The following is a 13,650-nucleotide window of genomic DNA, read 5'->3' as shown; positions in this document are numbered from 1 at the left end:
GCCCGCGGGAGAGGAGCCGGCATCGTGACCGCACCGATGGCCAACGCCCCGAACGGAGACCAGCCGCCCGGCCGCCCGGCCGGGGAACGCCCGGGCGCCACCCCCGACCGGACCCTGCACATGGTCGGCAACGCGCACCTCGACCCGGTGTGGCTCTGGCCCTGGCAGGAGGGCTACCAGGAGGCGCGGGCCACGTTCTGGTCGGCCATCCACCGCATGGACGAGTACCCCGACTTCGTCTTCACCTGCAACCAGGTCGTGCTGCTGTCCTGGGTGGAGGAGAGCGACCCGGCGTTGTTCGCCCGCATCCGCGAACGGGTCGCCGAGGGCCGCTGGCAGCTGGTCGGCGGCTGGTGGGTGGAGCCCGACTGCAACCTGCCCGCCGGTGAGTCGTTCGTGCGTCAGGGCCTCTACGGGCAGCGCTACCTGCGGGAGAAGTTCGGCGTCACGGCGACCGTGGGGATGAACGTCGACCCGTTCGGGCACCACGCGATGCTGCCGCAGATCCTGGCCGGGCAGGGGCTCAGCTCGTACTGCTTCATGCGGCCGGGACCGCACGAGTCCGGCTTCGGCGCCACCGCGTTCTGGTGGGAGTCGCCGGACGGGACGCGCGTGCTGGGCTACCGCATCCCGTACGAGTACTGCAGCCCGCCCGGCGACGTGAGCGCGCAGGCCGACAAGTCGCTCGGCGCCGTCGACCGCACCCTCGGCGACGTGATGATCTACTTCGGCGTCGGCAACCACGGCGGCGGACCGACCCGCGCCAACATCGAGTCGATCCACCGCTACGACCGGATGGGCACGTTCGGCCGCATGGTCATCTCGTCACCCGGGCGCTACCTCGACGAGCTGGCCAAGCGCCTGGGCCCGGCCGGGCTCGCCGAGCTGCCGGTGTGGCGCGGCGACCTGCAGATGCACGCGCCCGGCTGCTACTCCGCGCACTCCGGCATCAAGATCTGGCAGCGGCGGGCGCAGGCCGCGAGCCTCTCGGCCGAGCGCTGGGCGGCCGTCGGCGCCACCCGGTTCGGCCTGCCGCACCCGGGCGACGACCTCGGCCGGGCCTGGCGGCAGATCCTGTTCAACCAGTTCCACGACGTGCTGCCCGGCTCGGCGATCGAGAGCGCCTACGACGACGCCCGCGACCAGCTCGGCGAGGCCGTCGCGATCGCCAAGCGCATCATCACCCGTACGCACAACGTCATCGCGCGGCAGGTGGACATCCCGCTCGAGGACGGCACCCAGCCGGTGCTGGTCTTCAACCCCCACCCCTGGCCCCTGACCGTCTTCGAGGCCTCGGTTCCGGCGCTGGGGTACCGGCTCTACCGGCTGCGGCCCGGTGCGGAGGCGCCGCTCTCGGGGGCGCTGCGGGCTTCCGCGACGGTGCTGGAGAACGCGGTGCTCCGGGCCGAGTTCGACCCCTCGACCGGGTGGCTGTCGTCGCTGCTGGACAAGCGCACCGGCGCCGACCTGGTGGCCGGCGGCCGCGGCGAGCACACCCAGATCTGCGCCGATCCGACCGACACCTGGGGACATCGCGTCCGGTCGTACCGCTGGCCCGGCGTCTCCCTGCGTACCAGCCGGATGGTTCTCCGCGAGGCCGGCCCCCTCCGCGCCCGTCTCCGCGTGGAGCGCGAGTGGAACCGCTCGACGCTGGTGGAGGAGTTCGTCCTCGGCCACGACGCCGACTGCCTCACGGTCGACGTCACCCTCGACTGGCGCGAGCAGGCCCACCAGCTGAAGCTCTGCTTTCCCACCGGCCTGTCCGCCCCCGTGTCCACCTACGAGATCCCGTTCGGCGCCCTGACCCGCCCGGTCGACGGCGCCGAGAACCCCGCCCAGTCCTGGGTCGACGTCTCCGGCACGATCGGCGACGTCGCCGCCGGCCTGGCCGTGATCACCAATGCCAAGCACGGATACGACGTGTCACCGTCCTCGCCCGCGTCCCCTTCTCCCGATGCCGCACCCGGCGACACTGTCAGCATCGGCGTCACCGCCGTCCGCAGCCCCGTCTACGCCTGGCACGATCCGCGCGGGCTCGACCCCGACGGTTTCTACAGCTACCAGGACCAGGGCCGGCATTCTTTCCGGTACGCCCTGGTGCCGCACCGTGGTGACTGGCGCGCCGCCGGCCTGCATCGCCGCGCCGCCGAGCTGGCGCACCCGTATGCGCCATGCTGGAGAGCTTCCACCGCGGCCCGCTGCCACCCGCCCAGAGCTACGTCTCCGACGGCGGCGGCCAGGTGCTGGTAACCGCCGTCAAGTTCGCCGAAGACAGCGGCGCGTCCCCCGACCTGATAGTCCGGGCCGTCGAGACCACCGGCCACCCCGCGCGCGCCTCGATCGAGGTCCCCATGCTGGGCCGCACCCTCCACGCCGACTTCGCCCCGCACCGGATCCGCACGTTCCGCCTACCCTCCGCCGGCGGCCCGGTCCGCGAGACCGACCTCATCGAGTGGGAGCTGCCCGACGTGCAGGTCAGCTCCACGCCGCTTCCGGTCGCCCCCGCCGGCGGCCGTGACGCCGAGCCCGACCACGACGCTTCCGACGCAACCCTCCCCGCCGAGCGAATGGCCCCCGCCCAGCGACGCCATCCCGACAGCTGACGCATCCCAGCGCATCGAGCCCCACTCGCGCCGCCGCGCGCACCTGGAGATTTTCCGTCAAGCCCGCCGATTTCCCGGAGCGCTGAAGAGTTTGCGCCTGGCGGGTAGCGCCGATTCTTCATAGTTCGCCACGTTAAGCCCGAAGCGCGCGGTCACGGTGGTGCCGGCGTAGGGATGCCGACGCTGGTGCGGTGCCCGGCGACGCCGATGGCGCGGCGGCATTCCACATCGGAGCGCCACCAACACGAAAACTTCGCGCAATAGGCGTGTAAAAAGCCACCACCTGGGGTACTCCGCGGCCACTGCAGTGTCCCTGGCAAGATCACTAACCCACAGATGTGGCAACGTTTTCATGCCGGGCGCTGCGCGGATTTGCCCCTCGGACGACTCTTTGCATGACTTTGACCTGCGGCGATACGGGGCGGTACGCCGCCGACCTCTGTGCCTCTAACGGCGGACATGGGACGGGTTCCACAGGGCGGACAGCGTCCCGTACGCCGCCGAAGGGACGCGCCACATGAAGAACAGGCGAGCGGCCGTGCTGGCCGCGAGCGTTGCGATGGCCTTTGGCATCTCGATGGTCACCACGGGTTGCGAGTCGGGCGGGAGCGGCGACGCCGGCGGCGGGAGCGGTGGCGACGCGACCACGTTCAGCACCAACCCGACCGGGACGCTGAGCGCCTGGGCCTTCGACAACGCCGACGAGGTCGGCAAGGCGCGCATGGACTACGCGGCCAAGCAGCTCCAGGGCGTCACCATCAAGATGGACCAGACGACGTTCGACGCGCAGAAGTTCACCACGCGGCTGGCCAGCGGTGAGGTGCCCGATGTCGTGCAGATGGACCGGGAGTACGTGGCCACGTACGCCGCCCAGGGTCTGATCATGCCGCTGGACAAGTGCTTCTCGGCCAACCAGGTCGACGCGAAGCAGCGGTGGTACCCGAGCGTCGTCGGTGACGTCACCTACAAGAACCAGGTCTGGGCGGTGCCGCAGTTCTACCAGCCGCCGGCCATCATCGTGAACACGGCCGTGGCCGACGCGGCCGGCGTCAAGCCCGAGGACTTCGACACCTCGAAGCCGGACGCGCTGCTGGCCGCGATCGCGAAGATGTACAAGGCGAACGGCGGCGTGCCGGCCACGCTCGGCTTCGACCCGCAGCCGACCGGTCAGATGTACCTGTGGATGATCGGCCTGGGCGGCAAGCTGGTGGACGACAAGGGCGCGCCGACGCTCGACGACCCGGGCAACGTCTACCCGCTCGAGCTGCTCAAGAAGATCACCGACGCGCAGGGCGGGTACGCCAAGTACAAGAGCTTCGCCGACTCGTTCGACTTCTTCGGCGAGCAGAACCAGTACGTGAAGAACCAGGTCGGCGGCGAGGTCAACTACCAGTGGTACCCGAACGTCCTGTCGCCGTACGCGGGCAAGCTCAAGCTCGCCGGGGTGCCGTTCAAGGGCAAGGACGGGCAGCCGGTCGCGGTCGCCACCGGCTCGTCGTTCGCCATCCCGGCCAAGGCCAAGAACCCGAGCGCGGCCTGCAAGTGGGCGCTGGCGCTGACCGACGACAACTCGTGGAACGCCGCCGCCGAGGCCCGCGCCGCGACCATCGCCAAGGACAAGTCGATCAACACCGGCCTGTTCACCGGGCAGCCGGCCGCCGACAAGGCGATCAAGGAGAAGTACGTCAAGTCGAGCGGCAACGCGGGCTTCGACCAGGTCATCAACACGTACTACGACGTGGTGGGCGCCGGTAAGAGCGTCGGTGCCTCGCCGGCCGGCCAGCAGCTCAAGCAGGAGCTGACCAACGCGATCACGTCGGCCCTGCTCGGCCAGAAGAGCCCGCAGAAGGCGCTGGCCGACGCGCAGACGGCCACCATGTCGGCGTACAAGACCGTCACCGGCGGCTGAACCACCGCGATGTCCGAGAAGCTGAAGGCGCGCAAGTACAACCGTCGGGAGGCGGTCGCCGGCTACCTGTTCATCTCGCCGTGGATCATCGGGTTCCTGATCTTCACGCTGGGCACGATGATCTACAGCCTGGCCATCTCGTTCAGCCACTTCAACCTGGCCACGAACAAGATGCGGCCGGGCGGGCTGAGCAACTACCGGGCGCTGCTCGACGACCCGAAGATCGCGAGCTCGCTGGCCAACACGCTTTTCTACGCCGTCCTCGCCGTACCCCTGGAGATCTGTTTTGCTCTGTTCCTGGCGATCCTGCTCAATCGGGTGCGGCGCGGGGCCGGCTTCTTCCGGACCGTTTTCTACCTGCCGAGGATGACGCCGGCGGTGGCCACCGCGGCCATCTTCTTCCTGCTGCTCAACGGCAACACCGGGGCGATCAACCGGGGCCTGCGGGTGTTCGGCATCGAGGGACCGCAATGGCTTGTCGATCCGGCCTGGGTACGCCCGTCGATCGTCATGATGACGCTGTGGGGCGTCAGTGGGACGATGGTCATCTTCCTGGCCGCCCTCAAGAACGTGCCCAAGGATCTCTACGAGGTGGCCGCGCTGGACGGCGCTGGTCCGGTGCGCCAGTTCTTCCGGATCACGCTGCCGATGATCTCCGGCGCGGTGTTCTTCAACGTCATCATCCTGACCATCGCCGCGTTCCAGGTCTTCGACCAGGCCTACCTGCTGTTCTGGCGTGACCAGAACAACGTCGCGCCCGAGTCGTCGCTGTTCTACGCGGTCTACCTGTTCCAGCAGGCGTTCCGCCAGTTCAACTTCGGCTTCGCGGCGGCGATGGCGTGGGTGCTGTTCGTGATCCTGCTGATCCTGACGTTCATCCAGGTCCGGATCGGCAACCGGTTCGTGTACTACGAGGGGGAGCGCTGATGGCGACGGTCACGCTGGCGGAGGCGGCGGCGGAAACGCCGGTCGGGCGGGAGCCGCGCGGTTCACGAAGGCGCCGCTGGACAGCCGGCCAGATCATGCTCGTGGTGCTGCTGATCGGCTTCACCGCGCTCTTCCTCTACCCGCTGGTCTGGCTGATCGCGGCCAGCCTCAAGCCCGGCAGCCAGGTCTTCGACAACTCGCTGATCCCGCACACCTGGAGCTTCGGCAACTACGTCGAGGTCTGGCGCGAGCTGCCCCTGCTGCACTGGATCTTCAACAGCGTGTCGATCGCGCTGATCGCGGCGGCCCTGGTCGCGGTGTCCAGCTCGATCGTGGCCTTCGGGTTCGCGTACTTCCGCTTCCCCGGCCGCAATCTCCTGTTCGGGCTGGTACTGGCCACGATGATGCTGCCGGCCTCGGTGACGATGATCCCGACGTACCTGATCTGGAAGCAGACCGGCTTCCTCGGCACCTGGGTGCCGCTGTTCGGCGCCAACCTGTTCGGCTCCGCGTTCTACATCTTCCTGCAGCGCCAGTTCTTCCTGGGCCTGCCGCGGGAGTTGTTCGAGGCGGCCCGGATCGACGGCTCCAGCTACTGGCAGCTGTTCTGGAAGATCGCCATGCCGCTGTCGATCCCGTCGTTCGTCATCGTGTTCCTCTTCGAGTTCCAGGCGGCGTGGAACAACTTCCAGGGCGCGCTGATCTACCTCAACAGCGGGTCGGTCGACGGTTTCACGGCGCCGCTCGGTGTCGCGTACGCGATGACGAAGTACAGCCCCACAGCGGGCGGCCACAACAACTACCAGTACGTCATGGTCGCCTCGCTGCTGGTCACCCTGCCGATGCTGCTGCTGTTCAGCTTCGGCCAGCGCTACTTCATCGAAGGCGTGGCTACGCAGGGACGGAAGGGCTGATGTTCTGGTTGAGGCGGAACAGGTTGGCCGGGTCGTACCGGTCCTTGACCGCCACCAGCCGCTCGTAGGTGTCCTTGGGGTAGGCGGCCCGCACCCGGTCGGCGCCGCCCTCCCCGGTGAAGTTGACGTAGGTCGGCGCGTCCGGGCCGAGCGCGTCGGTCGCGCCGCGCGCCCAGGCGACCGCGGCCGGGTAGCCGTCCGCGTCGGTGGACCGGGCCACCACGTTCAGGATGAACTCCTGGTCGCGGGTGGCGAACGCGGTGGCATCGGCCGGCACGCGGCCCATCGCGCCACCGAGATGGTGTACGTGGATCTCGGTGAGCGGGTTCGGCAGCCGGCCGAACTCCCGCACCAGCGGGGCGGCCGCCCGGTCCAGGTCGTCGAAGAACGCCGACCGGAAGTAGTTCCACATGCCCCGCGGGTAGAGCGGGTCGAGCAGCCCCTGCATCGCGGTGTAGGGCATCGGGCCGAACAGGTCGGTCACCACCGGCGCCAGCTCGCGCAACGGCCGGGTGGCGGCGTCGCCGTCCTCGATGCGGCCGGCCCACATGCCGCCCACGGCCACGATCGGCTTGCCGTGGATCTCCTCGGGCAGGAACGGCGCCGGGGGAGCGGTGGTCATGTTCACCAGCGCGGTCAGCTCGTCCGGCGCGCCGGCGGTGGCCGTACGGAATCCGCGCAGCACCCGTTCGGCGTGTTCCCCCGCATAGAAGACCAGGCCGGAGAACACGGTCGGGCCCACCTCGTACAGCCGGAACTGCAGTGAGGTGACCACCCCGAAGTTGCCGCCGCCGCCGCGCAGCGCCCAGAGCAGCTCGGGACGCTCGTCCTCGCTGGTGTGCAGATACTGCCCGTCGGCCGTGACGATGTCGGCGGCGATGAGGTTGTCGCAGGTCAGCCCGGCCCGGCGGACCAGCCAGCCGATGCCGCCGCCGAGCGCGAACCCGGAGATGCCGGTGGTCGAGATGATGCCGCCGGTGACGGCCAGGCCGAACGCCTGCGTCTCGGCGTCGACGTCGCTCCACAGACAGCCGGCCTGGGCAGTGACCGTGCGGCCCTCGGGGTCGACCCGGATGCCCTTCATCGGGCTCAGGTCGAGCACCAGGCCGTCGTCGACGGTCGAGAACCCCGGAATGCTGTGTCCGCCGCCCCGGACCGCGAGCGGCAGTCCCTCGCTGCGCGCGAACTCGACGGCCTTGAGCACGTCGGCCACTCCCTGACAGCGGACGATCAGGGCCGGCCTCTTGTCATGGGCGGCGTTCCAGATGGATCGGGCCTCGTCGTAGCCCGGGTCGCTCGGGCGGATCAGGTCGCCCCGCAGGGCCTGTGCCAGCTCACCGAGCGTGGCTTCGCCAAAGGTGTTCATGTGGACCGACGCTAGGAGCGGCGCCTTCGCACTCACTTAGCGGCGCTTAACAGCCGCTCAGCGCGGGGCAGCCCGATCCGGCAGCCGAGCCGCTCGAACAGGTCCCGCGCGATCCGGGCGCCGGCCGGGTCGCCGAGCTCGGCCAGCAGCAGCCGCGACCATGCCTCGAGCCGGAGGAAGCCCTGCGGGGAGAAGGTGGTCACCGCCTGCTCGACCAGCTGCCGGGCCCGGTCCCGCTCGCCGGCGAACAGCTCGACCACCGCCATGTTGAGCAGCGCGCCGCCGACCCCCGGCTCGTCGTCGACCGCCGCACCACGGTCGAGCGCCACGGCCAGCACCCGGCGGCCCTCGACGGCGTCGCCGGCCGCGGCCGCGAGCAGGCCCAGCGCGGCCAGGCTGAGGTTCTCGCCACGCCGGTCGCCGATCTGCTCGCGCAGGCGCAGCGCCTCCCGCAGGTGCTTGCCGGCCGCGTCGAACCGGCGCGCGTCCCGCTCGACGCAGCCGAGGTGGTTGAGCGCGTGCGCGAGGCCGGCGTCGTCGTCGACCAGGGCGAAGGCCTCGACCGAGCGCTCGACCGCGTCACGGGCGCCGGCCAGGTCGCCGGCCAGGCGGTGGGCGTAGCCGAGGGCGGAGAACGCGTACGCGATGCCCTGCACCGCGCCGACCCGGCGGCCGAGCAGCCACGACTCCTCGAAGACCGGGATCACGTGATCGGCGGTCAGCGGGATGAGCGGCACGCACATGGTGACCGCCGGCAGGAACGGCGGCGCCGCCCGGTCGACCTGTCCGAGCGCGTCCAGGCAGGTGGCGAACCGCCGCCGGGCCGTCGCCGCGTCCTCGTGGCTCAGCGCGGCCTGGGCCGCCAGCCAGTGGGCGGTGGCGACCAGCGTCGGCTCCGGCGGCGTGCCGGCGAGGGCGATCCGCTCGGCCTCGTCCGGGTCGGCCACGCCGAGCAGAAGCAGCCCGCGCATGAGCCGGGCCCGGGCGATCTCGATCGGCTCGCCCGTCCGCTCGGCGTCGGCGACCCCGGCGTCGCCGAGGCTGCGCATCCGGTCGCCGCTGCCGCGCCGCCCGTGCAGCACGGCCAGCGCGAACAGGGCGCGGGCCCGCAGCGGCGACGGCGTGGGGGCGGCCTCGATCACCCGTTCCAGCCGGTCGGCCCCCTCGACGAAGTGGCCGCGGGCCAGCCAGTAGCGCCACAGGCTGACGGCCAGCAGCAGCGCCCGGCCGGGGTCGTGGCGCTCGGCCCAGGCGAGCGCGGCGCGCAGGTTGTCGTGGTCGACGTCGAGCCGCTGCGGCCGTTCGAGCACGAGGCCGGCCGCCCGGTCGGGATCGCTGTCGACGGCGATCCGGGTGAAATGCCGGCAATGCGCGTCCTCGAACTCCGCCGCCTCCCCGGCCGCGACCAGCCGCTCCCGGGCGAGCTGCCGGATGGTCTCCAGCAGCCGGTAGCGCGAGCGGTCACCGGCCGGCTCGATCTGCACGAGCGACTTGTCGACCAGTCGCCCGAGACAGTCGAGCACGTCGCCGCGGGGGAGCCGGTCGCCGGCGGGTGAGGGGGCGGCGGTCATGGGGCCGGCCGCCGGCGGGTCGGCGGCCGGCGGGTCGGCGGGCGGCGGGTCGGCGGGCGGCGGGTCGGCGCAGACCTGCTCCGCGGCGGTGAGCGAGAAGCTGCCGGCGAAGACGGCCAGCCGGCGCAGCAGGATCTGCTCGTCGGCGGCCAGCAGGGCGTGACTCCATTCCAACGCGGCCCGCAGCGTGGCGTGCCGGGTGAGCTCGCCGCGGCGGCCGAGCAGCGAGAGCGCCCCGGTGAGCCGCTCGGCGATCTCGGCACTCTCCAGATGGGACATCCGCGCGGCCGCGAGCTCCAGGGCCAGGGGGATGCCGTCGAGGCGGCGGCAGATCTCCATCACGTACGCCGCATTGCCGTCATCGAGCGCAAAGCCCGGCCGCACGTCCCGCGCCCGGTCGAGGAACAGCCGTACCGACGGCAGCGCCGCCAGCCGGCCCGGGTCGCCGCGGTCGTCGGCGGCCGGCACCTCCAGCGACGGCACCCGGAACGTCACCTCGCCCGGCACCCGCAGCGGTTCCCGGCTGGTGGCCAGCAGCGTCACGCCCGGGCAGCCCCGCCGCACGGCCGCGGCCAGGGCGGCGCAGGAGGACAGCAGGTGCTCGCAGTTGTCGAGGATCAGCAGCAGCCTGCGGCCCGCGAGCCGCCCGGTCAGCGTCCGCACCGGGTCGGCGCCGGCCGCCGGGTCGAGGCCGACGGCGGCGCCGACCGTGTCGGCGACCAGCCGCGGGTCGCTCACACCGGCCAGGTCGGCGAACCAGACCCCGTCCGGGAAATCGCGGAGCAGCCGCCGCGCCGCCTCCTCGGCAAGGCGCGTCTTCCCGGCGCCGCCGACCCCGGTGAGCGTGACCAGCCCGCCCGGCGCGAGCAGCCGGTGCACCTCGGCGATCTCCCGTTCCCGCCCGACAAAGCTGGTCAGCGGCGACCCGAGATTGTGGCCCGGCTCTTTCGCACCGCCCTCGCGCGCACCGCCCTCGCGCTCGCCGGTCTCGCGGGAGCCGGTCAGCAGTTCCCGGTACAGCCGCCGGGTCTCCGGGTCGGGGTCGGTGCCGTAGTCGGCGAGCAGGTCCTCGCGCAGCCGCTCGTACCGGGCCAGCGCCTCGGACCGGCGCCCGGCCGCGGCCAGCCGGCGGATCAGCGCCCGTACCGCCCGCTCGTGCCGCGGGTCGATGGCGAGCGCCCGCTGCGCCGCCGCCACCGCTTCCGCCTCGCCGGCTTGCTCGGCCAGGTCGACCAGCAGCTCGCAGAGGGTGCCTCGCAGCTGTTCCCGCCGCGGGATCGCCCACTCCTCGAACCGATCCTCGGGCAACAGGTCGCCGGCATAGGCACCGATCGTCGCCCGCAGACCGGCCAGGTCACGGGCGCCCGCGGCGAGCCGCTCGAACTCGGTCACATCAACCGTGACCGCGCCCATCGCGACGATGTCGTCCTGCAGCCGCAGCAGGTCGTCGTCGCCGAGCGCCCGCCGGGCCACGTGCATCGCCTGATGCAGGTTGTTCACCGCCGAGGCGGGATCCCGATCGGGCCAGAGCAGCTGCAGCAGCTCGTCGCGGTGCATCCGGTGACCGGGGGCGAGGGCGAGGAGCTTGACGAGGGTACGGGCTTTGCGCAGCCGCCACTCGCGGGCCGGCACGGGCACTCCGTCCCGGTCCACCGCGAATCCGCCGAGCAGCCGAAGCCGCACACCGAAACGGTAGCCGCCGCCCTCGGCCATCGGTGGATCGGTGATCCGACACTCGTCGCCGGGATGCCGGCCCGAGGACTTCGGCAGCTATGTGGACAGCCCGATCCACGACCGGACCGGGCTGTCCCGCATGCAGGTCTAGACGCGGTCGTGGTGGAGGGAGGAACGGGCGGTCTCGCGGGCGGCCAGCACGGCGGCCACGGTCAGGAGCGACGCGATGCCCATGTAGACGGCGACGGCGGTCAGGTTCGGATCGTCGGTGTCGCCGAGCAGCTTGAGGGCGATGATCGGGGCCGGCGCGCCGGCCAGGATGGACGCCAGCTGGTAGCCGACCGAGGCGCCGGTGTAGCGGACGGTCGTGCCGAAGAGCTCGGCGAAGAACGCGGCCTGCGGGGCGTACATCAGGGCATGCAGCAGCAGGCCGACGACCACCGCGAGCGTTATCGGGCCGGCCGAGCGGGTGCCGACCAGCTTCAGGAAGGGGTAGATCCAGAGGGCCACGCCGATGGCGCCGGCCAGATAGAGGGGGCGACGGCCGACGCGGTCGGAGAGGGCGCCGATCAGGGGGATCACGATGAACTGGACGGCCGAGCCGATCACCAGGGCGGTCAGGATCGTGTCCTTGTCGGCGGTCGTCCCGGCGTACGTGGTCAGGAAGGTGATCGAGATGACGGTGAACAGGTAGTAGGCGATGTTCTCGGCCAGGCGCATGCCCATGGCGAGCACGATCTCCCGTGGGTAGCGCCTGACCACCTCGAGCAGGGGCCGGCGGTCCCGGGGCATGGTGGCCTGGGCCTCGCGGAACAGCGGCGACTCCTCGATCGACAGCCGCACCCACAGGCCGGTCAGCACGAGCACGGCGCTGAGCAGGAACGGGATGCGCCAGCCCCACGCGTCGAAGGCGTCGTCCGGCTGGGCCAGGGCGAGCACCCACAGGACGGCGGTGGCGAGCAGGTTGCCGAGCGCGACACCGGCCTGCGGCCACGACGACCAGAAGCCGCGCCGGGCGTCGTCGCCGTGCTCGGCCGCCATCAGCACGGCGCCACCCCACTCGCCGCCGACCGCGAAGCCCTGCACCAGACGGCAGAGCAGGAGCAGCAACGGAGCGGCGACACCGATTCCGGCGTACGTGGGAAGCAGGCCGATGGCGAACGTCGCGAGACCCATCGTCAGAAGCGAGACCACGAGCATCTTCTTGCGGCCGACGCGGTCGCCGAAATGGCCGAACACCACGCCGCCGAGAGGACGGGCGACGAATCCGAGCGCATAGGTGCCGAAGGCGAGAAGGGTGCCGGTGACCGGATCCGACTTCGGGAAGAACTGGGAGCCGAAGACGAGAGCGGCGGCCGAGCCGTAGAGGAAGAAGTCGTACCACTCGACGGCGGTTCCGATCAGCGAGGCGAAGACAACCTTGCCGATTCCGGTACGGCGGGTGGCGTCCTGAAGTGTTGCCATGTCGATCCTCTCAGCACTGGCCGTCGGCCAGGACGTAATAGTTGGCGCCGGTCTGGCGCAGGGTGTGCGTGACCGCGACGTTCCAGAGGCCCATGGCCTGGTTGGAGCCATTGGCGTAGGTGTATCCGCCGCTCTGATGCGCGCGCCCGGCCGCCGTGTGCGCGTAGTTGCTCGCCGTGAAGCAGGGTTGGGTCGTGGGGGGCGGCGTCGTTGTCGGCGGCGTGGTTGCCGGCGGCGTTTCGTTGACCAGGCCCCAGAATTGGGCGAGGTAATACGAACTGCAGATCGAAGCGATGTAGTACGTGCCGGTGGTGCCGCATTGGGTCTCCGCCGATCCCGGATCGACCGGCGTGCCGTGAGCGATGCCTTGGACCCGATACAGCTGGACTCTTCCGGCATAGGCCTCACGCGTCGTCCCGCCGGGGAGCGCGTCCGTCGACGTCGGCGACGGAGCGACGCCGAGCACGTCGGTGAACTGGTCGCGCAGCTCGGTCGCATTGGCCGGAACCACTGTCGTGTCCGACGTGCCGTACCAGATGGCCACCTTGGGCCGGGGCCCTTGATAGCCCGGATAGGCGGCCCGCACGAGGTCGCCCCACTGCGCCGGTGTCTTGCTCTGCGCCTGGTATTGGCAGACCGTTCCGCAGTTGTAGGGCAGCCCGGCCACGACGCCGCCGCCGGCGAACACGTCCGGATAGGCCGCCAGCATCACCGCCGTCATCGCGCCGCCCGCCGACAGCCCGGTGACATAGACCTTCGAGGCGTCCGAGCCGTAATGGGCGACCGCGTAGTCGACCATCTGCTTGATCGAGAGGGCCTCGCCGCCGCCGCGGGCGATGTCCCCGGCCTGGAACCAGTTGAAGCAGGACAGGGAGTTGTTGGCCGAGGTCTGCTCGGGGAAGACCAGCGCCGCCCGGTAGAGGTCGGCGTACTTGGGCCAGCCGGAGTGGCCGTAGTAGTCGGAGGCGCTCTGCGTGCAGCCGTGCAGAGCCACCACCAGAGGCCGGCCGCCGGGCAGCCCGGAGGGCACGTAGGAGTACATCCGCAGCGCGCCGGGATTGCTGCCGAAGCCGGTCACCTGGGTGAGCGTGGCGGCGGCGCGGGCGGGGGTGACGAGCGCGGCCGTGGTCAGCACGGCCGCGACCAGAGAGATCCACATCCGTCGCTTCATGTCGGCGAACGTAATCCGCGTCACACTTCGGTTCCCATGGACGGCCGGCCC

Annotated in this window: 9 protein-coding genes; 5 read left to right on the top strand and 4 right to left on the bottom strand. The window is 71.1% G+C overall.

Annotation, left to right across the window (positions count from 1 at the left end):
* The first annotated feature begins 24 nt into the window (after window positions 1–24).
* The 5 genes from ACQP2F_RS31320 to ACQP2F_RS31300 all read left to right on the top strand — a co-directional run bounded on the left by ACQP2F_RS31320 (window position 25) and on the right by ACQP2F_RS31300 (window position 6,353).
* Complete coding sequence (locus ACQP2F_RS31320; protein WP_433293720.1) at window positions 25–2,250, top strand: alpha-mannosidase; 2,226 nt, start codon at window positions 25–27, stop codon at window positions 2,248–2,250.
* Window positions 2,172–2,603 carry a hypothetical protein gene (locus ACQP2F_RS31315; protein WP_433293718.1) on the top strand — a complete coding sequence of 144 codons (432 nt, stop codon included), beginning with the start codon at window positions 2,172–2,174 and terminating at the stop codon, window positions 2,601–2,603. Before ACQP2F_RS31320 ends, ACQP2F_RS31315 begins: the two co-directional genes overlap by 79 nt.
* A 517-nt stretch (window positions 2,604–3,120) precedes the next feature.
* Window positions 3,121–4,512 (top strand): ABC transporter substrate-binding protein, encoded by a 1,392-nt coding sequence (locus ACQP2F_RS31310; protein ID WP_433293716.1) that lies wholly within the window; start codon window positions 3,121–3,123, stop codon window positions 4,510–4,512.
* A 9-nt stretch (window positions 4,513–4,521) separates the two neighbouring features.
* The gene (locus ACQP2F_RS31305) at window positions 4,522–5,439 is read left to right on the top strand and encodes a carbohydrate ABC transporter permease (RefSeq protein ID WP_433293714.1); all 918 of its coding nucleotides are present in this window, start codon (window positions 4,522–4,524) and stop codon (window positions 5,437–5,439) included.
* Window positions 5,439–6,353, top strand: a complete 915-nt coding sequence (locus ACQP2F_RS31300; protein WP_433293712.1) for a carbohydrate ABC transporter permease — start codon at window positions 5,439–5,441, stop codon at window positions 6,351–6,353. Before ACQP2F_RS31305 ends, ACQP2F_RS31300 begins: the two co-directional genes overlap by 1 nt.
* Here the strand turns inward: ACQP2F_RS31300 and ACQP2F_RS31295 are convergent.
* The 4 genes from ACQP2F_RS31295 to ACQP2F_RS31280 all read right to left on the bottom strand — a co-directional run bounded on the left by ACQP2F_RS31295 (window position 6,331) and on the right by ACQP2F_RS31280 (window position 13,599).
* Window positions 6,331–7,719 (bottom strand): FAD-binding oxidoreductase, encoded by a 1,389-nt coding sequence (locus tag ACQP2F_RS31295; RefSeq protein WP_433293710.1) that lies wholly within the window; start codon window positions 7,717–7,719, stop codon window positions 6,331–6,333. The genes ACQP2F_RS31300 and ACQP2F_RS31295 overlap by 23 nt on opposite strands.
* Before the next feature lie 32 nt (window positions 7,720–7,751).
* Window positions 7,752–10,973: a BTAD domain-containing putative transcriptional regulator gene (locus tag ACQP2F_RS31290; protein ID WP_433293708.1), complete on the bottom strand. Its 3,222-nt coding sequence runs from the start codon at window positions 10,971–10,973 to the stop codon at window positions 7,752–7,754.
* A gap of 138 nt (window positions 10,974–11,111) precedes the next feature.
* Window positions 11,112–12,428 carry an MFS transporter gene (locus tag ACQP2F_RS31285; protein ID WP_433293706.1) on the bottom strand — a complete coding sequence of 439 codons (1,317 nt, stop codon included), beginning with the start codon at window positions 12,426–12,428 and terminating at the stop codon, window positions 11,112–11,114.
* 10 nt (window positions 12,429–12,438) lie between these two features.
* Window positions 12,439–13,599, bottom strand: a complete 1,161-nt coding sequence (locus tag ACQP2F_RS31280) for an extracellular catalytic domain type 1 short-chain-length polyhydroxyalkanoate depolymerase (protein WP_433293704.1) — start codon at window positions 13,597–13,599, stop codon at window positions 12,439–12,441.
* Window positions 13,600–13,650: the final 51 nt, after the last annotated feature.

The sequence above is a fragment of the Actinoplanes sp. CA-030573 genome (assembly GCF_050951115.1).
Lineage (GTDB): Bacteria > Actinomycetota > Actinomycetes > Mycobacteriales > Micromonosporaceae > Actinoplanes.
Note: the sequence above shows the minus strand (reverse complement) of the source record. Positions and strands in the feature narration are given on the sequence as shown.